This is a genomic window from Flavobacterium sp. ALD4 (genome assembly GCF_002836475.1).
In the GTDB taxonomy this organism is placed as follows: Bacteria; Bacteroidota; Bacteroidia; order Flavobacteriales; family Flavobacteriaceae; genus Flavobacterium.
On record NZ_PJBJ01000030.1, the window covers coordinates 1,034,589 to 1,057,711 of the forward strand.

Below are 23,123 nucleotides of genomic sequence, written 5' to 3' on the forward strand. Positions count from 1 at the left end.
AATTTTATTAGCGAATATGTACAATAATTCTTTTTTTAAGAAAATTCTATTAGTGGCGTGTGTTGTTTTTCTTTATTCATGTGATAAAGATTATAATTCAATTGGGGATGGCTTGATAGGGGACAACCACTTTGATTTTGTAAAATATACATCAAGTGTTGTCGCTTATAATCAAAAAATAGGTCCCATACAATCTAATAATCTTCCCATAAATGCATTAGGTATTTTTGACAATCCTGCTTTTGGCACAACCACGGCAAATTTTGCAACACAATTAGTTTTAGAGTCAGCAAATCCAACTATCGGAAAGAATCCGGTAATTGAAAGTGTTGTTTTGACAATTCCATATTTTAGTACTTTAAAATCTACTGACACTAATGGAGACGGAACGTATCAGTTAGATTCAATCTATGGTCCTAAAGACGCTAAAATTATGCTGAGTGTTTTTGAGTCTGGTTACTTCATGAGGGATTTAGATCCTGCTGGCGGTTTTAAAGAAGCTCAAAAATATTATACCAATCAGAATGCCGATTTTAATAACGTTAAAGTGGGGAGCCGTTTGAATAACTCCTCGAATGCAAGTCAAAATGATGCTTTTGTCTTTAGCGCTGTTGAATATAAGTCTACAACTACTAAAGACGGAGTAGATGTGGTTACTCGTGTCGCTCCGGGAATGCGTTTGGATTTGAATACTGATTATTTTAAAACTAAAATCATCGAAGCCTCGACTTCAGGTAAGTTGGCGGGCAATGATGTTTTTAAAGAATACTTTAGAGGATTGTATTTTAAAGTAGAGAAATCAGGAAGCAGCCCTTCTAATATGGCTTCGTTAGACTTTAAAAAAGGTAAAATTACCATAAATTATAAAGAAGACACTTCTGATACGGATGCCGCAAGAGTTGAAAAGACGATTGTACTTAACCTTACGGGGAACACGGTTAGTTTACTAGACCAAAGTAATACAAAAACTTCTTATGCTAATGCAACAACACCAGCAAACATCAATACGGCTCTTGGGGACGAAACTTTATATCTAAAAGGAGGAGAAGGTTCTCTATCGATTATAAAGCTTTTTGGTCCAGATGCTGATAATAATGGTGTTGCTGATGAGCTGGAAACGATTAGAAAGAATGGTTGGTTAATAAATGAAGCTAATTTAGTGTTTCATGTTGACGCAAGCGCAATGACAAACGGTTATGTAGCAAAGCGAATCTACTTATATGATTTCGAGAATAATCGTCCCATTTTTGATTATGTAACTGATGCGGCCCCAGGTTCAAATACTAAAAACGGGAAGACTTCGTACGGAGGTATTCTGACTAAAGATAATGCCGGAAATGAAGTTTATAAGCTTAGAATTACGAACCAAATTAGAGTTCTTATTCAAAATAAAGATTCTACTAATATTAGGTTGGGAGTCGTTGTTACCGAAGATATAAACACCACAACCTCTAATAAATTGAGAACGCCAACAGCTTCCTTATCGCAGGTGCCTAGGGCTTCAGTTATGAGTCCTTTAGGAGCTATTATATACGGCAGTAAATCTACCGTACCGGAAGATAAAAGATTAAAACTTGAAATTTTTTACACAAAACCTAATTAACTTAAAGCTATGTGCGGAATTGTTGGATATATAGGTTACAGAGAAGCTTACCCTATCATTATAAAAGGATTAAAAAGACTGGAATATAGGGGGTATGATAGCGCAGGCGTTATGATACATGATGGTGAAGCCATTAAATTATGTAAAACAAAAGGAAAGGTTGTGGATCTTGAAGAGAAAGCTTCAAAGGAAATGACTACTAATGGAACAATTGGAATTGGTCATACGCGTTGGGCGACACATGGCGTTCCTAATGATGTAAACTCACATCCACATCTATCTAATTCAGGAGATTTGGTAATAATTCACAATGGAATTATAGAGAATTACGCTGCTTTAAAGGTAGAGTTGATTAAAAGAGGTTATGTGTTCCATTCCGATACAGATACTGAGGTACTTGTTAATCTTATCGAAGAAGTACAAAAAAAAGAAAATATTAAATTAGGAAAGGCAGTTCAAATTGCCCTTAACCAGGTAGTTGGAGCTTATGCAATTGCTGTTTTTGATAAAAAAAATCCAAAGGAAATTATTGCAGCTCGCTTAGGCAGCCCTTTGGCAATTGGTATTGGGGAAGGAGAGTACTTTATCGCATCGGATGCTTCTCCATTTATAGAATACACTTCAAATGCGGTCTATCTAGAAGATGGTGAGATGGCAGTCATTAGGTTGCATAAATCAATGAAAGTAAGAAAAATCAAAGACGATTCTTTGGTTGATCCTTATATTCAGCAGCTTCAAATGAATTTGGAGCAAATTGAAAAAGGAGGGTATGACCACTTCATGCTAAAAGAAATATACGAGCAACCTAGCGTAATAAAAGACACGTATAGAGGTCGGTTACACGCAAATGAAGGAATCATTCAAATGTCTGGTGTCGAGGATAATTTAGAGAAATTCTTAAATGCGGACAGAATTATTATAGTTGCATGTGGTACATCATGGCATGCGGGATTAGTGGCTGAATATATTTTCGAGGAGTTCGCAAGAATACCTGTTGAAGTGGAATATGCTTCAGAGTTTAGATATAGAAACCCAATAATCAATAGTAATGATGTAGTAATTGCTATATCTCAATCTGGTGAAACGGCTGATACGATGGCTGCTATCAAATTAGCAAAAGAGAACGGAGCTTTTGTTTTTGGAGTTTGTAATGTAGTAGGTTCTTCTATTTCGAGAGAAACTCATGCAGGTGCTTATACTCATGCAGGGCCAGAAATAGGTGTTGCATCGACTAAAGCCTTTACAACTCAAATTACAGTGTTAACAATGATTGCTTTGCGTTTAGCAAAAGCTAAAGGGACATTGTCTCTTTCTGATTTTCATATGTATTTGCAAGAGTTGGAGTTAATTCCCGAGAAAGTAAAAGAAGCTTTGCAAACTAACGATCGTGCGAAGGAAATTGCGGCTACTTTTAAAGATGCGCCCAATTGTTTGTATTTAGGAAGAGGTTATAATTTTCCTGTTGCACTTGAAGGAGCTTTAAAACTTAAGGAGATATCATATATTCATGCTGAAGGTTATCCTGCAGCCGAAATGAAACATGGGCCAATTGCTTTAATTGATGAGCAGATGCCGGTAGTGGTTATTGCTCCAAAGCAAGGTCATTATGATAAGATTGTAAGTAATATACAGGAAATTAAGTCCAGAAGTGGAAGAATTATTGCCGTAGTAACTAAGGGAGACACTCAAGTTCGTGAATTAGCGGACTATGTGATTGAAATTCCTGAAACTTCAGATGCATTATCTCCATTGATTACAACAATACCATTACAGCTTTTATCATACCATATAGCGGTGATGAGAGGTTGTAATGTAGATCAACCTAGAAACCTGGCAAAATCGGTAACGGTAGAGTAAGAAATTTAATGTATTTAAACAGAAAAAAAGCAAGATGTGAATCTTGCTTTTTTTTTTGTTTAAAATAATTTTAAAACGCAATTTTTACGATAAACGCAGTTTTTTAACTAATTTTATATGTATGCATAGTATTTTGGTGTTTTAGGAGTAAAATTTTAATTTTAATTGATGAAATAACAATATATAAAATGTTAAAATGGGATCAAAAAGATAGTAATAATGAAATTTTTTTAGCGTTTTTTTATTAATATTAAAAATAATTGTACTTTGGTAATCTAAATCTATAAAATTAAACCAAATGAAAATGTATTTACTTTTTTTGTCATTGTTTTTTTGCAGCATAAGTTTTGCTCAGAATTCAATTTCTGGTACAGTTACTGATAGTGACGTTCAGCCAATTTTTGGAGCCAACATTAAAGTTGTTGGAGGCGCCGCAGGGACAGTTACTGACATCGAAGGAAAATTCTTGCTAAACGCTTCAAGCAAATTACCGTATGTAATTGAAATCTCAAGTATTGGATTTATTTCCAAACGAGTAAATATTACGACGAATAATCAAAAGGTAAATATCATTTTAAAAGATGAGCAAAATTTGCTTAATGAGATTGTGGTGTCAGCTTCAAGAACTCCCGAGCGAGTTTTAGAGTCCCCAGTTACCATTGAAAGAATGGGAATTGCGGATATTAAAAAGTCAGCATCTGCTACTTTTTATGATGGTTTGGAAAATATGAAAGAAGTACAAATGAATACAAGTAGTTTGTCTTTTAAGTCTATCAATACTCGTGGTTTTGCAACAGTTGCAAATACGCGTTTCATGCAGTTAGTTGATGGAATGGACAACGCTTCTCCTTTATTAAACTTTGTCTTAGGAAACCTAATTGGAGTTTCAGAAATTGACGTTCAAAGTGTAGAGTTACTACCAGGGGCATCTTCTGCTTTATATGGGGCTAATGCATTTAATGGTATTTTATTTATGACTAGTCAAAGCCCATTTACAAAGCAGGGGATTACTGCTTATGCAAAATTTGGACAAACAAGTCAAAAAGCTGCTGGGACAAATGACTATGTTGATTATGGGATTAGAATGGCGCATGCATTTAGTCCGAAACTTGCTGCAAAAGCTAACTTTACCTATTTGCGTGGTACTGACTGGTATGCTACAAACTATGATGACAAGACCAATGTTGGAAGAGACAGGAGTCATGTGAATTATGATGGGATAAATGTTTATGGTGATGAAGTTACTACAAATATTAAAGGAGTTGCTGCAGGCTTGTTGAGTGCGGGCGCTATAACTCAGTCACAATTTGCTGCTTTTAATAGTATACTACCTAACTACAATGTAAGTAGAACGGGGTATAATGAGGTTGATCTTACGGATAATAAGGCAAGCAACACCAAGATCGATTTTTCACTTCATTACAAGCCATTTGCTAATGACGTTGAGGTTATTTGGCAAAGTAAATTTGGGTTTGGTAATGCGGTTTATCAAGGAGCAAACAGGTATTACTTGAATAACTTTTTTATGCAGCAGCATAAGTTAGAGATAAAAGGGAAAAACTTTTTCTTAAGAGGGTACACCACTTCAGAAGATGGCGGAAACTCATATGACATGCTTTTTACGGGTATAAATATTAATAGAGTTTGGAAAGATGATAAGACTTGGTTTGGGCAGTACGCAGCTACTTATGCTGGGGCTACTTTAAATGGGTCAACTCCAGAAAATGCTCATATTGCAGCAAGAAACGTTGCTGATACGGGTAGATTAATTCCTGGGACTCCAGGATTTCAATCGGCTTTTAATAAAGTTACTAATGAAGCAAGCGTGCTTTCTGGGTCTAAATTGGTAGACAATTCTAGAATATACCATTCAGACGCTAATTACAATTTTCATGATCTTATAAAATTTGCAGAAATTCAAGTGGGAGGTTCTTTTAGACAATATCAGTTAAATTCTTTTGGAAGAATATATACTGATAAAGATGGACCAATATATTACAACGAGTATGGCACATATACGCAGTTAACAAAAAAATTCATGGACGATAGATTAAAATTCACAGGATCGATACGTTATGATAAAGCACAAAATTATGATGGAAACGTTTCGCCTAGAGTATCTCTGGTATATTCTGGTGGTGAAAGCAGACGACATAACTTTAGGGGATCATTTCAAACCGGTTTTAGAAACCCTACTACACAAGACCAGTACATCGGATTTAACGTAGGTAGTGCAATTTTATTAGGTTCTAACCCAGATAACTTAACAAGATATAGCGAAGTATTAGCGGTTGGTACTCCTGTGGGTCAGGCATTTGCTGGTGGTCCAACGGTAACAGTCAATGGGTTGAATGCTTATAATAACTCGTACACTGCAACTTCAGTAGGCGCATTTTCAGCAGCTGGAAATCCTGCACTATTGAGAAAAACCAACGTGGATTATGTTAAACCGGAACAAGTAAAAGCTTTTGAATTAGGGTATCGCTCGTTCATAAAAGGGTTCTCGGTAGATGTTAATGGTTATTACAATATCTATAATGACTTCATTGGGAATCTTAATGTGGTTGCTCCTTTATATGGTACCGCTCAAGATTCTCCAAGTGGTATTCCAAGCGCTGACCCAGGATTTCAGTCTGTTCATGCTCTTGCAAACAGTAATTTTAGAGCATTTCAATTGTACACTAATACTAAAGTGGAAATTGAGTCACTTGGTTTTGGTTTAGGTCTTTCTAGAAAAGTATATAAAGATTTCGAAGTAGGAGTTAATTATAACTATGCTGAATTTAACTTTGATCAGGCAAAAGACCCAAGTTTTGAAGCTGGTTTTAACACTCCGAAACACAGAGTGAAAGCATCATTCGGAAATGAAAAATTATTTAAGAACTTTGGTTTTAATGTGAGTGGACGATATAACACTTCTTATTTATGGCAATCTACATTCGCGGATGGGATTATCGCTGCCGCTACTGTAATTGATGCTCAAGTCAATTATGAGCTTCCTAAATTAAAATCAACGCTTAAGCTAGGTGCTTCAAATATTGGAGGGAAGGAATATGGACAAGTATTAGGTGCTGGATTGATCGGGCAACAGTATTTTGCCTCTTGGACAATCAACCCGTAGTACTTATAAAACTTTTAAAAAAAAACATAATAATGATAAAAAATTTTAAATGGTTACTATTGGTTTCTTTAACCTTTGTAGCATGTAATAGTGATGATGCCGTAGTGGTAGTTTCTAACTCCTCAGACGGTTTGCCTTTAACAGCTGGGACTGCTAACTTTTCAAAATATGTTGCATTAGGAAATTCATTGACCTCTGGTTATTCCGATGGTGCCTTGTTTATCGAAGGTCAAAAAGCATCTCATACAAATATAATGGCGGACCAATTTAAAGCAGTTGGTGGCGGGGATTTTAAAATTCCATTTATGTCAGACAATATAGGTGGGTTTAAAATTAATGGGGCCGAGATTCCTGGGTATGGTCCAAGATTGGCTTCGACGGGTGGTGGAGCACCAACTCCAGTCTCAGGAGTTCCTACAACGGAGATTTTAATTTCAATAGTTTCGGGAGGTCCTTACAATAACTGTGGTGTTCCGGGGGCGAAAAGTTTTCATTTGTTATCGCCCAGCTATGGTAGTGCTGCAGGTATTGCTCTAAAAACTGCTAATCCGTATTATGTTCGTTTTGCTCCAAATGGTACTACTTCGGTTTTGACTTATGCAATGTCTCAAGCGCCAACTTTCTTTTCACTTTGGATAGGAGCCAACGATGTTTTGGGTTATGCAATAACGGGTGGAGATGGAACAGATCCAATTACACCTTCTGCAGGTCCTGCAGGTGCAGGTTTTGATGCTACTTATGATGCTTTGGTAAATACATTGACCTCTGGAGGGGCTAAAGGAGTTGTTGCAAATATTCCTTACGTAACTACAACTCCCTTCTTCACAACAGTTCCATATAATTCAGCTGCGGTAACGGCGGCGCAAGCCTCTGCTTTGAATAGCGCATACGCGGCCTATAACGGTGGACTAACAGCTGCTAAAAACGCATCGTTGATTACAGAGGCAGAAAGATTAGCTAGAACAATTAGTTTTACTGCTGGCGCAAATGGGTTGGTTATGAATGATGAGTATTTGACTACTGTAAATGTACCTGCAGCTGGATTGGTGCTACCTTCTTTGAGACAAACAACTTCAGCAGATTATGTACTTTTATCATCGGGCGGGGTTAGTGCCCAAGCTTTCTTACCTCTAGGGAACGGTACCCAGTTTCCTTTAGCTGATAAGTGGGTTTTGTCTAAAAGTGAGGTTTTAGAATTGAAGACAGCGACGGACGCTTACAATACAAAAATTAAAGCAGTTGCAACAGCTAAAGTATTGGCTTTTGTTGATATTAATGCTTTAATGACACAAGTTGCAGGTCCTGGATTTACGGCTAATGGATTTACTGTAACTGCTGCCTTTGTTATAGGTGGTGGATTTTCAACGGATGGTGTGCATCCTTCTCCAAGGGGGTACGCAATGATTGCAAACAAATTTACTCAAGCCATTAATACGACTTACGGTTCAAACTTAAAAGCAGTTGATTTAGGGAATTATAGAATATTGTTTCCAAAATCACTTTAATTTAAATTTGTTCGAATAAAAAATAAAAAACCACTCGTCGAAAGTCGAGCGGTTTTTTTGCTTTTTTTAATACCTAATCGGGACAGGTTTGGGTTTTTAAAAAAGCTTTTAATTTTTTCCTGTTTTTTAGATAAAAAATTATTGATTTTTTATTTTAAAAAATTATCTTTGCACCCTGATAAAAGTGTCTAATCGATTAGTTTCGGTTAGTTCTATTTCATAAACCTAAATAGCTATTTAATAAATACATAAGTAATGTCAAAAGTAATAGGAAAAGTTGCCCAAATCATTGGCCCAGTAGTTGACGTAGTTTTCAACGGTAAAGATGTTGAACTTCCAAAAATTTATGATTCGTTAGAAATCACAAAAAAAGACGGTACTTTATTAGTACTTGAAGTACAATCTCACATTGGTGAAAACACGGTTCGTACCATTTCGATGGACTCAACAGATGGTTTGAGTAGAGGTTATGAAGTAGTTGGAACAGGATATCCTATCCAAATGCCGATTGGTGCTGATGTTTACGGTCGTTTATTCAATGTAATCGGAGATGCAATCGATGGACTAGGAAACTTACCAAAAACAGGAGAAAACGGAATGTCAATTCACCGTCAAGCTCCTAAATTCGAGGATTTATCAACTTCATCTGAAGTTTTATTCACAGGTATTAAAGTAATTGATTTAATTGAGCCTTACTCAAAAGGGGGTAAAATTGGATTGTTCGGTGGTGCAGGTGTTGGAAAAACAGTATTGATTCAAGAGTTGATCAACAATATCGCAAAAGGTCACGGTGGACTTTCTGTATTCGCAGGAGTAGGGGAAAGAACACGTGAAGGGAATGACTTACTTCGTGAGATGCTAGAGTCAGGGATTATAAAATACGGTGATGATTTCATGCACTCTATGGAAAATGGAGGATGGGATTTATCTAAAGTGGATATGCCAGGAATGAGAGAGTCTAAAGCTACTTTCGTTTTCGGTCAAATGAATGAGCCACCAGGAGCTCGTGCTCGTGTAGCACTTTCTGGATTATCTATTGCTGAGTATTTCCGTGATGGAGCAGGAACAGATCAAGGGAAAGATGTATTGTTCTTTGTTGATAATATCTTCCGTTTTACACAAGCAGGTTCTGAGGTTTCGGCACTTTTAGGTCGTATGCCCTCTGCAGTAGGATACCAACCAACATTAGCTACAGAAATGGGAGCGATGCAAGAACGTATCACATCGACAAACAAAGGGTCTATTACATCTGTACAGGCGGTTTACGTTCCTGCAGATGATTTAACAGATCCAGCACCGGCAACAACATTTGCTCACTTAGATGCAACAACAGTGTTGTCTCGTAAAATTGCTGAATTAGGTATTTATCCAGCGGTTGACCCGTTAGATTCTACTTCAAGAATTTTAACTCCACAAATTTTAGGTGATGAGCATTATGATTGTGCACAAAGAGTAAAGGAGATCCTTCAAAAATACAAACAATTGCAAGATATTATTGCGATTCTAGGTATGGAAGAATTATCGGAAGAAGATAAGTTATCGGTTTCAAGAGCACGTCGTGTTCAGCGTTTCTTATCTCAACCATTCCACGTTGCTGAGCAATTTACAGGTTTAAAAGGTGTTTTAGTTGATATTAAAGATACTATCAAAGGATTTAATATGATTATCGATGGTGAATTAGATCACTTACCGGAATCAGCATTCAACCTTAAAGGGACAATTGAAGAAGCTATTGAGGCTGGAGAAAAAATGTTGGCAGAAGCTTAAAAATAGTTATGAGTTATGAATTATGAGTTTTTAATAAATTCATAATTCATAACTTATAATTCATAACTCAAATATTATGATTTTAGAAATAGTATCACCGGAAGCTTCATTATTCAAAGGAGAAATAACTTCGATATCCGTACCGGGTGTTGACGGAATTTTTCAAATTTTAAATAATCACGCACCGATTGTTTCGTTGCTTCAGAAAGGGACTGTAAGTATTACAGCGCCAAGTTTAGAGTTTAGTAAAGAAGTGGCTGCTATGTTTACAAAAGTAGATGAGCAGAATTACACTTTATCTATTTCATCTGGAACTATAGAAATGAAAGACAATAAAGTAATTGTTTTAGTAGACTAGAATAATTAGAATATATAAGAAAAGCCTAACAGTGATGTTAGGCTTTTTTGTTTACAACAGTTAAGGATTGTATTTTAATCCGTGAATACTTCAGGAACAGTGTCTAGATAAAAAAACAAGTATTTTCTTGATAAACTCCCTAAAACAAGTATTTAAGCGGATATTAATAACTTTCAACGATTAATTAAGTACGGTCAATTTAATTTAGCTACTTTGTAAGTTATTAAATGATAATTTTTATAAACGGATCAATTTATAGCTATAAACGAGAAATGGACTATTGAAGTCAAGCGGTTTGTTTGTAACTTCTAAAGAAATTGTGCGCAGACTATTATCTCGTGTTTTTTAAAGATTAGTGTTTCATTATTTTAAAAACATATTATTTATAAATTAAACTACGTTGAGAACCCGATTTCTAATTTTGTTACTACTTTTCGCAACGCTACTTACTGCGCAGGAATCAGAAATTTCTGCAAAAATTTCTGTCTTAAAAACTAAAATTGAACTTGCTAAAAAGGGAGAGAGATTAAAATTAATGGATAGCCTGAGCAACCTTGTAAAGAATCAACTCACATTACATTACGACTCTTTGGTGTCTTATACAATAGCTTACGCACTTGTACTAGACTCCTTAAACATGGCAGCAAATAATACCGCTGATTTAATTTATTATTACAATAGTATTGTTAGAAAACCTAAGGAGGGATTAAGGTTATTTAAAGATTTTTTAGGAAAAACAATTAATGTAAAAAGCAACCATGCATTAGCGAGATTGTATTTAAATGGCGCTGATAGTTATTTTTTTAATGAGAAACCTGAGGAAGCATTAAGAACGTATGAAATTTCTAGAACCTTTGCGTTAAAGGCTAAAGATGAGCGTATTTTAGGATTTGTAAATTTATATACAGGGCAAGTTTATGAATCCATAGATAATTCTTATGAAGCTGTTCAAAATTACAAAAATGCATATACTTTTTTTAAAAAAGTAAAAGACACCTTTAATATTTTAAGTGTTAAAAATTCATTGGCTAATTTGTATACTAAAAATGCATTTTATAAGGAGGCTAAACTAGAAAGGGATGAGGCTATAGTTTTAGCTAAAAAATCAAATAGAAATAGAAATTTAGTTTATTTATATTTTAATGCTTCAGAAGATTATAAAAGAATAGGAAATATTAAAGAAGGTACTCGTAACTTATTAGAAGCAATAGAGATTAATAAAACAATTGAGCAGGACGCCTACTTACATCCCATTTTAGTGTGTAAAATAATAATAGCATATGCAGAGGGTAAAAGGATTGATAAGGCTGTAAAATATATAAAAGAAATTGAAAATAATATTGAATTATATAATAATAAGGCGAATAAAGCATATTATTTAGAAGCTTTAAAAAATGTAACTTTTGCAAAAAGAGACTATCAAAAATCATTAAAATTTGCGAGAGAACATTTAGATCTTATTGGCAAGGGTAGGGAACAGGAAGAAATTCTAAATGCAGAGAAGTTTTTATCAAAAGTATATAAAGCACTTGGTGATAAAACAAATGCATATTACCATCTCAACAATTACTATTCACTAAAAGATTCTATTTACGATATTCAAAAAGTAAAAATATTAACATACTACCAAACGTTATATGAAACAGGGAAAAGAGACCTTAAAATTAAAGAGCAAAAAGAGAATATTAGTTTATTAGATGCTCGGAATAAAGTAAAAAATCAATGGTTAATATTTACTTCTACTGGATTAATTAGTTTTTTTGCGTTTATACTACTAATCCGGTCTATAAATTCAGCTAAAAAAAGACAAAAATCAGAAGAAATTTATGCTCAAAATCTTATTATGACACAAGAAAAAGAACGTGTTAGATTGGCAAGAGAACTTCATGATGGTGTTGGGCAAAAACTAATGCTATTGACAAAAAGAACCAAAATGTATACAGATTTGGATTTGATTTCTCTTTCTGAAAGTACTTTAGATGAATTAAGAACTATTTCACAAGCCATTCATCCTCCTGCAATTGAGGCTTTAGGATTAACGGCCGCATTAGAAGCGATGATTAATGGGGTAGATAAACATACTGCTATTTTTTTTACCAATGATATTGAAAACATTGATAATGTGCTTAGCGAAGAATCGGAACTTCATTTGTACCGCATTATACAAGAAGTATTAAATAATATTGTAAAACATGCAAATGCAAATGCTACTTATATTACCATTAAAAAAAACAACAAACTTATTAATATAACTATTGAAGACAACGGTAAAGGATTTGATTTTGTAAAGGAGTTAAATAAAAATGTGAGTTTAGGAATGAAAACGCTAAATGAACGTGCAAAAATTATAAAATCTAATTTAGAAATTACAACAAAACTTAATAAAGGTACTGTTGTAAAATTGATAATACCTGTTTAAATGCAAAACAAAAAAAATACGAGTATCATTATTGCTGATGATCATCCAATGCTTTTAAAAGGTTTGAATGAAGAGTTGGTTTCAAATAATTATAAGGTTGTTGGCCAAGCAACAAATGGATCAGAAGCTTTAGAATTAATTTTAAAACGAGCCCCTACACTTGCAATTTTAGATATTGATATGCCTTTATTGTCAGGCTTTGAAGTTATTAAAATTGCCAAAGAGAAAAATATACTTACAAAATTTATCATTCAGTCTTTTCATGGAGAATCTGAATACATATTGCAGGCAAAATCATTAAACATACAAGGCTATTTATTGAAAGAAGATTCGTTTAATGAAATAGAACGTTGCATAACTGCAGTTTTAAACAATAAAAATTATTATAGCGTCTCTTTAGGTAATAGTTTGCTGCTTTATGTTACTGAAGAATTGCAACATCTAAAATTATTATCCCCTTCAGAATCTACAATACTAAAATTAATAGCACAACAACAATCTACAAATACCATTGCTATAAATTTATCGGTTTCTTTAAGAACTGTAGAGAAACACCGCAGCAATATTATTAATAAATTGAATTTAAAAGGCGAAGCAAATGCCTTAACTTCTTGGGCAATTTATAATAAGGATATTATTTCATCACTGTAATTACACACTGTTTTTTAAGCTTTATGCCACTTAACAAGCGCTACGCATAAAATACGTAGTACTACGTATTTTATGCTAATAAGGCTACATCTACCTTTACAAATCTCAAGCTTTAACCTTAAGGAGTTAGAGTGCAGTTGATTAATGGTTAAAAAAACTAAAAAACTAAAAAACTACTACCCATGAAAACAAAATTACTTTTACTATCGTTTTTAATGTTGTTCACTATTACAACAAATTACGCTCAGGTATCATTTACACAAGCAGGTATTGCTGTGCAAGGTATTGTTAGGGATAATAATAATACTGCTATTACAGATGGAGAGCCAATAACTCTTGAATTCACTATTTATTATGATGATGCAGGTACAAGTAAAAATGCTTATTATGAAAGGGTACCAAATATAATACCAGACGCTTTTGGAGTTTTTTCTTATGTGATGAATGTTCTTCCTGAAAGTAATCCGCTGTTTTCAAATTATAATATGAAATTGAAAATTGAAACTCAAATAGGAAATAATCTAACTGTAATTTCTGACGAACCATTAAAGTACGTGCCTTACGCAATTTCAGCAAATAATGGGGTGCCAACAGGTGCTATTATGCCGTTTGTGGGAGCAGCCAATCAAGTACCTACAGGATGGGCACTTTGTAATGGTGATCTTTTACCAAGTACTGCAACAAAATTAATTGCACTATTAAATAGTAATAATACACCAAACTTAGGTGGTATGTTTTTAAGAGGTGCAGGAATAAATCGCAATGGAGGGAGTTTTGCAGGAAATGATGGACCAGATGTAAATGAAACACAAGGTGACCAAGCTAATTTAGCCAATCACAACCACAGACTTAATCTAACTACAGGGGATAGAGCTTTAACTCAGGATCAAATAGAACCTAGATCAGGTGTAGGTTTAATGGTAGGTAATGGATGGGGAGGTACTGTTGATTCGGGTGGTGGTACAGGTGGTATACATGGGGGGGGCTTTTATAAAACAAATGGTCGTCACAACCATGAAATACAGGGTAGTACAGAAAATAAAGGAATTACTGCAGAAACTCGCCCAGTAAATTACGGTGTAAACTATATAATTAAACTATAAGCTCTAATTATGAAAAAAATAATTATAACACTGGGTTTATGGTTCCTGGTTACAGGGCTATGGGCGCAAAATGATACCGGGGCTAAAGTAGTTACTGTTTCACAAGCAATACAGAAAACGGCCTCTGATGGCAAGAAGTATTCTATACAGGTTGGTGCACCGTATCTAGGACAAAATTTTAATAGTGAGCGTAATACTAATCCGTTAGACATTCGTTTTCCGTGGGATGTATTGTATTTATACCCAACTTTCACAGATAGAGAAGGATCTTTTGAAGTTTCAAAAGGATATTTTGGAGATAAAGTACTTATAAGCTGGAGTCTAAGGAGTAATAGCGATTTAATTACCACACTTAAATTGTATAGACGAGAATATAGTGATACTCCTTTGCCTTGGAGTAATGAAGACGATTTTTTGAAAAATATTTCAAAAACTGATAGTGAATATGAAGATAAATATGTAGAAGGTGGTGTTTTATACGAATATAAGTTATTTGCAGAGGGTGTAAATAATACAGAAGAATTATATGCAAATTATATTACTGGTATTGGTTTTAGAAACCCAACAGCAATAGTTACAGGAAATGTGAGTTTTAATGGAGGAAGCCCTGTAAAAGATGTTGTTATTAGAGCAAGCTCAGATGGAGCTGCTACTAATTTTGGAAGTGCGCTTGAAATTCCCAGCGAAGGACAAGTGGAAATTAAAGGAATAACTAAAAACATTACAACCGAAGCTACTTTTCAAGCTTGGTTAAAGCCTGAAGCTGCGTATACTGATGATACAGGTGACGCAATCCGTTTATTTAAGTTGGAAAGTTTAGGGGATAGTAAATCTATTGATGTAAAAGTAAAATTATTCGCTACTTCAAATATTCTTGAAGTAAATATAGGCGGGAGCATTTATAAATTACACAATTACTATCCATCAGGAACACTCAACGATAGAGGAGATGAAAAATTAGATGCTGTTTCAAAATTTAATACAAAGTTTGTTCACTTTTCTGTAATAATGAGAGATGGGCAAGTACCATCATTATTTATTAATGGTAGGAAAATAAGTACTTATTTTAGAAATGATACTCATGCGAAATTGGTAAATGTAGATGCTAATTATATAACTCCTTATTTTGAGATAGAATTACCGACACAAACAAATTCATTAACGTTATCAGATCCAAATTATAAATGGGATAATGTTTATTTAGGAGGTGAAAATGCTGCTATTTTAGACGAAATGAGAGTTTGGAGAATAGCATTAGATACTGTTAAAATAAGAACAGATTATACGCGCTATATTAGTGGTAATAATGATAATTTAATTAGTTATTTAAGTGCCAATGAAAATGTTGGAGAATTTGCCTACGATTTTTCTAGAAACGGGTTTATTTACAATAAAAATAACGGAAAGTTAGTTGCAACCACCTGGTTAACAGGGACTGGTAATACTCCTAGCTCAGATCAATTAGGTGTTTTAGGGGTTACCGATAAAAATGGGAATTACCAAATTACTTCTATTCCTTATTCCGGTACAGGAGAATCATTTAATATTACCCCATTATATGGCCAACATCAATTTGAACCAGGGCAACAATTAGTTTTCTTAGGACAAGGATCTGAAGTGGTTAATAAAATTGATTTTATTGATAAATCTTCTTTTAGTTTTAAAGGAAAAGTGTTGTTTGATTCAAGAGGTGTGTTTAAACCTCTTGCTGAATTAGAAGGACAAATAGAAGGAGATAATGTAATAAGTGATCCTGGAATTAAAGATGAAGGTTATAATTATTATGAAATAGGAAGTGAAAAATATCCAAAAGGAAAATATTGGCTAAATGATAATGGCACACCATACGATGGTGTTGATGATGCTTTAAAAGATGATGATTATTTAGAACTTTATGCGGATATTGCATCTGAAGGCGTAAATATTTATATAGACGGAAATATAGTATTGGGTGAAAATAATATTCCAGTAGTTTCTGATGAGCAAGGTTATTTTGATGTAAGTGTTCCTATTGGAAACCATTACATTACCTTAAAAAAAGACGGACATACATTTGTTTATAACAGTAGATTTCCTGCAGAAACAGGAACATTTAAGGAGTTTTTTGAAGACTCAAATGAACAAGTAATTTTTATTGATGATACAAGAGTTACCGTTGTGGGTAGAGTTGTTGGTGGATCTGTTGAAGCAGCAAAAGTAATTGGTTTTGGAGAAAACGGACTGTTTGAAAAAACAATTACGGATACAAATGGAGATCCAAAAACCATAACTATTAGTTCAAAAAATAATATTGGAGTAGCAGACATTACATTAGGTTACAAAGCAGGTGGAGCAGCAGTTATTCCTTCTACTAAAGTTTACTTTCCTACAACTAATAGTGAATCAGGTGAATATAGGGTAGCATTATTACCGTTAGATTATGAATTACTACCAAATGATATCATAATTTCAAATAATTTAGCAAATATTTCAATTCTAGACGGGGCTGAACCTTTTAATTTTTCAGAAGCGGTTGATGTAACAACTCCAAAATTTGAGTACGATGATGGAACTTTTGAAACGGGTACTCCTTATCATTATGCAAAAAGTTTTACGTATCGTTCTACGCCTGTATTAAAAGTAGTTGAACAAACTTCTGATAAAACCGTAGAGATCGATGGCATTAAAATAAGTACGGGAGGTTTTGATTTCCCAGTATATTCTCAATTTAAAGAATACAAAGTTGTTTTAAATAGGTTTGAGCGTTACACTAATTATGATGATAATAGTGAAGTAGAAGATTTGGTACCTGTAATTGATGGTGAATTACTTGCAAATAATAATTTGGCATTGGCTGATTCTGAAACTATTGAAGTTGACCCAAATGATGGAAGTATTTTAACCTATACATTTAAAGGAGGATTGCCTGCAAATTCTTATCCATTTACAAAAGAGAGTACACTAAGGTACAGAATAAATAGTGATGATTATCCTGTTGAAAATTATAAGGATACGGGTATTATTTTAGGAGGGGAATCTGATGGTACAAGAACATTTACAACAGAAGCTCCAGACATACCAGACATAATTTTAAGAGATCCACCAGGTTCTAATAGTTTTGCTTCTATTGAAAAAGGAACAAGTTTCACATTCACAACAGAGAGTTCATTTGCTGCTACTGAGGGTGGTGAAAGTAAACTTAAAGTTGCTTTAGGGGCAACTTTTGAAATTGGAGGAGGTTTAACAGGTCCGGTAGTTAAATCTAAAGTATCTAATAATCTTGAAGTTGGAATTGGAGTTTCTGGTTCTTCCAAAGATGGTAAAAGTTTAACAAAAACATATACGTTCAGTCAAACCATTTCTACCAGTGACGATCCTGATTATGTGGGGGCAGACGGTGATTTATATATAGGAAATTCAAAAAATCAATCATATGGTTCTTTTAATGATATTCAGGCATCAACAGTTTCAACGGCTTCTTTTGATGGTGGAGCGGCATATTCATTAGAGAATGATTTAGGGGAAACAATTTATTTGAGTAAACAAAAAGCAGTATACTTTGTGGAAGAGCCATCTGAAACATTTTTTGTTTTTTCGCAAAAACATATTTTAACAACCTTAATTCCAGAATATGAATTGTTCATTAATAATCTTGAAAACAGCATCACTGCTGAAGATGGTCTACCATACCCAAGAGATATTGATGGATATGAAGAACAAATTAGATTGTGGAAAAAAGTGATTTTAGATAATGAAAAAAGCAAGTATTTAGCAAAAAACGAACGAGAAAAATACAAGGCTACTTTAGCAAATGTGATCTCTAACTTTAATAGAGAAATTACATCAGCCATAAACAATAGTGATGATCCGCTTGGTGAATCAAATTTGAGAGCTAAACTGGCTGAATCAAACAAAATAAATAATTTATTAGATCAATATTTTGATGATAATATTTCATTTGATGCAGGGGTAGCTGAGTTTACACGAAGTGTTGAAACGAGTGTAATATCAGAAACTTCAACTGAATATAATTTAACTTTAGATGAAGAGTTTACTCTTGAAATAGGTTTCTCTATAAATGACGCAGGGTTTCTAAACGAAACAAAAGGGTACTTTCAACAAGATATAAATACATCTTTAACCGAAGAGGAGCAAACTACTGCAAACATAAGTTATACGCTAAAGGATAATGATCCAGCAAACTTATTAAGTGTTGATGTGGTGAATTCTTTTGATGGTAATGGTCCAATTTTTATAACGCAAGGTGGAAGAACTTCTTGTCCTTATGAAGGTCCAGAAGAATCTAAGTTTTTTACAGAGGCTAAATTTGCTGCTTTCTTTGCTGGCTATTTTGATGTTCAAAGTAGAATTGATGCAAATCAAAAGGAAATACTAGAGCTTCCAACGCCAACTAATTTATTATTAAAACGGACTTTAGTAGCTGAAAGAACGCTACTTGAGTTAGATTTCTCTAAAGATGTAGATTGTTGTACAGATCTTGCAAAGGCTCAATTAAGTTTTGCTACACAAAGTGTTGAAAACATACTATTAACAATTGAGGGACCAAACGATATAAGTAATATACCAGAAGGCCAAAATGCAGAATTTGTATTAAAATTGGAAAATTTAAGCGATATATATAGTAGCAATTCTGACTATAATTATTTTGATTTAGTGGTAGAAAACACTTCTAATCCTTTAAATGCAATAATTAACATAGGTGCAAACGGGAATAGTGTATATGTACCTTATGGAGAGCCCACTTATTTTACGTTAACAGTAGGGAAGTCAGTTTCGGATGAGTTTGATTATGAGGATATAATTGTATATCTATCTTCAAAATGTGATCCGGTGCATGTGTATTCTGAGGTAGAGGTTTCTGCTCATTTTATTCCGGCTTGCTCTGAAGTTACTGTAAATGCACCATTAGATAATTGGACGTATAATAGAGATGAGGCTTATAATTTAGATGGTTCAACAAAACCATTAATGGTAAACATGATAGGTTTTAATACCGCTTTTGAAAGTTTCAAAAAAATTGATTTAGAGTATCGATTGGCAACTTCTCCTAATTGGACACGTTTACATAGCTATTATGGTAGCCAAGCATTTTATGATGATGCTGTTGTAAATGCTGAATCTGAAATTTCTTTAATCAGTAGTTCGTCACTGTCCTATTCATTTGATATTGCAGGTTTGAATTTGCTAGATGGAGATTATGAAATTAGAGCTCGAAGTTCTTGTACAAATGACACAGAGTTTATTTCAGAAGTTATTACGGGTAGGATTGATTTACATGCGCCTCAAAAATTTGGGACACCATTGCCAATTGATGGTATTTTAGGTGCTGGTGAAGATTTAAGAGTGAGTTTTAATGAAAACATCTTTTACAATCAGGCAGTAAGTACTATTGAGATTAAAGGACAAACAAATCAATTGCCAATCAATCATAATGTTTCATTACATTTTGAAGGTGCAACGAATACTACGGTTATCAACAGTCCAAAAATCACCGCAGGAGATATAACGTTGGAATTTTGGATGAACAATGCTACAATTGCTGGAAATGCAACTATTATTAAGCAAGAGGGCGGTTTAAATATTGGACTCAATAATGGTGAACTATTCTTTACGCTGGGAGGTATTACTGTACAAGGAGGTATTGCAAATGATGGTTTATTTCATCATTATACATTTACCCATAAAAACAGTACTGGTGAAATAAGTATGTATCAAGATGATGTTGAAATTGCTGGTATTACAGCAAATCCTAGTTTAAATTTTACGAATAACAATCCATTAATAATTGGTGGTGGAGATTTTATAGGAAATATTCATGACTTACGCTTATGGAATAAAACGATAAGTTTAGAAAATGCATATGCTAAAATGTATGACAAGCTAATCGGGAATGAAGCCAATTTAATAGGGTATTGGCCAATGGATGAAGGTAGAGGTGAACTAGCAAAAGACTTAGCCAGATTTAAACATGCCGCAGTAAATTCAGCTTGGGATATTAAGCCTAAAGGGAATTCATATGAATTTACAAATGGCCACTATTTAGCATTAGACAATACAGGCTTTGTACAGTTGACAAATGAAATGGATGCTACTATCTCTTTTTGGATGAAAACAGGAGTTTCTCAAGAAGCAACCTTGTTTTCAAATGGTAAAAGTGATGGATCTGATATTGTTCAATCAAATGGGTTGACAAATAAATGGGCAATTAATATAACAAGTTCAGGAAATTTAACATTAGATAGTGAAGGGAGCTCTTATTTATTAACGAGCCAATCTGTTGCAGATGACAATTGGCACCATGTAACCTTATTGTTTAACCGTATTGGATCTTTGAGAACCTATGTTGATGCTGCACCAGTTTCTTCAAATTTAATGACAGATATTGGTGGTTTTTCAGGAAATAATATATGGTTAGGAGCAAGAGGATCAAAGGATCTAGCAGGTAATGAAACAGTTGATCGTGAATTCACCGGTAAAATAGACGAATTCCGTTTATGGAATACTTTAAGAAATGTGGAGCAAATAAGCAGAGATCGATTCAATGAAGTTGATATTGAAAGTATTGGGTTGGTATTATATGCAAGAATGAACGAGCCTGATCCTTCAAATGGAAATGGACCAAGTTATTATCATGCGTATAGCAATCAAGCAGTAATTTCAAGTAATGCTGTTTTAAACAATGGAACTGTGAATTACTCAGATGATGTTCCTGCAATTAAACCAGAAAGAAATTTAATAAAATTCCAAGTGAATCATGTGATTAATGAGGATGAAATGATTTTAGAACCTGTAGTTTCGGATTGGGCTTCGTTAGAAGGACAAGTATTGGATATTACAGTGCATAGAATGTTTGACAATGCCAATAATATGCAGCAATCTCCAATAACTTGGACAGCTTATGTAAAGCGTAATGAAGTAAGTTGGTTTGCAGAAGGTTATAATGAAATTGTAGATATTGTAAAAAAGAGTGGTGAAGAGAAATCATTTGAAATTACAGTACTGAACAAAGGTGGAAAAGGACAACCGTTCACTATTTCAAATATCCCGAGTTGGTTAAAACTCAGTAGAAGCTCTGGGACCATCAATCCAGATAGTAAAATTATTATCATGGCAACAATTGATAAAGAGTTAACTGCGGGGGAGTACTTAGAGAATATGTATTTACAAACTGACTTTGGTTACGATGAAAAATTACAAATTAAACTTAGAGTTTTAGCACAAGAGCCCAATTGGGCTGTTGACCCTAGTTTGTATAACTACAGTATGAACATTGTAGGAAGAATTAAAGTGGACGCAAAGTTTTCTGAAGATTCTTATGATAAAGTTGCAGCTTTTTATAATGGCGAAGTTAGAGGTTCCGTGAATTTGGTTTATAATTCAGCCTATCAAGAATATTTTGCCTTCTTAACGGTTTACAGTAATTCAGCATTTGGCGAGAATATTGAATTTAAAATTTGGGATTCGTCACAAGGTAAAGTGATAGTCACAACAATAGACACAAATGCATCAGTTCCTTTTGAAGAAAATGGGGTTCTAGGAAAACTAAGTCTACCGGCGATTTTCGAAAATTCTGGCCTAGTCGAGCAAAAAATTGCTTTTAATAAAGGCTGGACTTGGATCTCGATGAATGTGCTTGATGCTAATTTTGCAGATCTTAATCAATTGACTAACGGTTTAAGTTTAGAAACAAATGATCGAATTCAAAGTCATTCGCCCGCTCGTTTAGAAACCTACACGTCACCAAATGGTTGGGATGGACAAATCAGTACTGGAGGAGGATTTACTAGTACTAAAATGTACAAAGTATTTACAACATATGAGCAATCATTAATTATAAAAGGAGTTCCTGTAGAGCTTTCTACCTGGAGTTTCCCAATCCAAACAAATTGGAACTGGCTTCCTTATTCTTTATTAGGCAACCAGCCCACTAACGAAGCATTAGCTTATTTTGATGCAACGGATGGTGATGTGATTAAATCCCAAAGTTTATTTGCCATTTATGATCCTATTGTAGGTTGGAACGGAACGTTGAATTATTTAGAGTCCGGAAAAGGATACATGATCAATTCTAGTAAAGACCAAACCTTCAAGTATCCAACTTATTTGGCAAAATCGGGCAAAATAGATGCGGGCAAAAATGCTAATAGTGTAACTGACTTAGGTCAAGAAACAATCAGACCAGAATTTACAAAGTATGCTGATAACATGAATGCCGTTGTTTCATTACCTCAAGGATATGACCAATTGTTTGTGTATGATGCAAGTGGGGTTTTGAAAGGAGCTACAGTGAATCAATATGTAAATGACACAGCACTTAGCTTTATAACTGTATATGGTGAAATTTCTGAGACATTGGTGTTTTATATAGGAGATGGAATCAATAAGAAAAGAACCTCTAAAAGTTTTAGTTTCAAGGGCAATGATGTGCTTGGAACTTTTGCCAAACCAATAGTTATTGAGGAGATTAAAGACAATGTTACGATTTATCCTAATCCATTTGACAATGAAATAACTATAAAAGTGAATGCAGTTGAGGATCAAATTGTTTCCATACAGTTGTATTCATTGACGGGTCAAATCCTACTTGATAAAAAACAAAATGTTGTAAGCGGTGAAAATGTATTAAAGATCCAACCAAGGGTTGCATCAGGAGCGTACTTACTTCAAATTGAAATCAACGGAGAAAAGATCATAAACAAAGTGATGAAAAACTAGTGTTAAAGTATACAGCTCCTAAAG

At 34.1% G+C, this 23,123-nt stretch carries 10 protein-coding genes; all 10 read left to right on the forward strand.

The window, feature by feature from the left end; translation table 11 throughout:
* Nucleotides 1-16 precede the first annotated feature (16 nt).
* Entirely contained in the window at nt 17-1,603 is a 1,587-nt protein-coding gene (locus CXF59_RS13290; protein WP_101138235.1) for a DUF4270 domain-containing protein, read from the forward strand.
* A 9-nt stretch (nt 1,604-1,612) separates the two neighbouring features.
* Nucleotides 1,613-3,460: a glutamine--fructose-6-phosphate transaminase (isomerizing) gene (glmS, locus tag CXF59_RS13295; protein WP_101138236.1), complete on the forward strand. Its 1,848-nt coding sequence runs from the start codon at nt 1,613-1,615 to the stop codon at nt 3,458-3,460.
* A 298-nt stretch (nt 3,461-3,758) separates the two neighbouring features.
* Nucleotides 3,759-6,581, forward strand: a complete 2,823-nt coding sequence (locus CXF59_RS13305; protein ID WP_101138238.1) for a TonB-dependent receptor domain-containing protein — start codon at nt 3,759-3,761, stop codon at nt 6,579-6,581.
* 32 nt (nt 6,582-6,613) lie between these two features.
* Entirely contained in the window at nt 6,614-8,086 is a 1,473-nt protein-coding gene (locus tag CXF59_RS13310; protein ID WP_101138239.1) for a G-D-S-L family lipolytic protein, read from the forward strand.
* A gap of 255 nt (nt 8,087-8,341) precedes the next feature.
* Nucleotides 8,342-9,853, forward strand: a complete 1,512-nt coding sequence (atpD, locus tag CXF59_RS13315; RefSeq protein WP_101138240.1) for a F0F1 ATP synthase subunit beta — start codon at nt 8,342-8,344, stop codon at nt 9,851-9,853.
* 76 nt (nt 9,854-9,929) lie between these two features.
* Nucleotides 9,930-10,211, forward strand: a complete 282-nt coding sequence (locus tag CXF59_RS13320; protein ID WP_101138241.1) for a F0F1 ATP synthase subunit epsilon — start codon at nt 9,930-9,932, stop codon at nt 10,209-10,211.
* 421 nt (nt 10,212-10,632) lie between these two features.
* On the forward strand, nt 10,633-12,630 hold the full coding sequence (locus CXF59_RS13325; protein ID WP_101138242.1) for a sensor histidine kinase: 1,998 nt from the start codon (nt 10,633-10,635) through the stop codon (nt 12,628-12,630).
* Complete coding sequence (locus CXF59_RS13330; protein ID WP_101138243.1) at nt 12,631-13,281, forward strand: response regulator transcription factor; 651 nt, start codon at nt 12,631-12,633, stop codon at nt 13,279-13,281.
* Between the two features lie 182 nt (nt 13,282-13,463).
* Complete coding sequence (locus CXF59_RS13335; protein ID WP_157824582.1) at nt 13,464-14,384, forward strand: tail fiber protein; 921 nt, start codon at nt 13,464-13,466, stop codon at nt 14,382-14,384.
* A 9-nt stretch (nt 14,385-14,393) separates the two neighbouring features.
* The gene (locus tag CXF59_RS13340) at nt 14,394-23,099 is read left to right on the forward strand and encodes a LamG-like jellyroll fold domain-containing protein (RefSeq protein WP_101138245.1); all 8,706 of its coding nucleotides are present in this window, start codon (nt 14,394-14,396) and stop codon (nt 23,097-23,099) included.
* The last annotated feature ends 24 nt before the right edge of the window (nt 23,100-23,123 follow it).

Excerpts from the sequence above, each read along its gene's own strand:
- CXF59_RS13310 (WP_101138239.1), top strand. The coding sequence starts at position 6,614 with ATGATAAAAAATTTTAAATGGTTACTATTGGTTTCTTTAACCTTTGTA.
- CXF59_RS13335 (WP_157824582.1), top strand. The coding sequence starts at position 13,464 with ATGAAAACAAAATTACTTTTACTATCGTTTTTAATGTTGTTCACTATT.
- CXF59_RS13305 (WP_101138238.1), top strand. The coding sequence starts at position 3,759 with ATGAAAATGTATTTACTTTTTTTGTCATTGTTTTTTTGCAGCATAAGT.
- CXF59_RS13340 (WP_101138245.1), top strand. The coding sequence starts at position 14,394 with ATGAAAAAAATAATTATAACACTGGGTTTATGGTTCCTGGTTACAGGG.
- atpD (WP_101138240.1), top strand. The coding sequence starts at position 8,342 with ATGTCAAAAGTAATAGGAAAAGTTGCCCAAATCATTGGCCCAGTAGTT.
- CXF59_RS13330 (WP_101138243.1), top strand. The coding sequence starts at position 12,631 with ATGCAAAACAAAAAAAATACGAGTATCATTATTGCTGATGATCATCCA.
- CXF59_RS13320 (WP_101138241.1), top strand. The coding sequence starts at position 9,930 with ATGATTTTAGAAATAGTATCACCGGAAGCTTCATTATTCAAAGGAGAA.
- glmS (WP_101138236.1), top strand. The coding sequence starts at position 1,613 with ATGTGCGGAATTGTTGGATATATAGGTTACAGAGAAGCTTACCCTATC.
- CXF59_RS13290 (WP_101138235.1), top strand. The coding sequence starts at position 17 with ATGTACAATAATTCTTTTTTTAAGAAAATTCTATTAGTGGCGTGTGTT.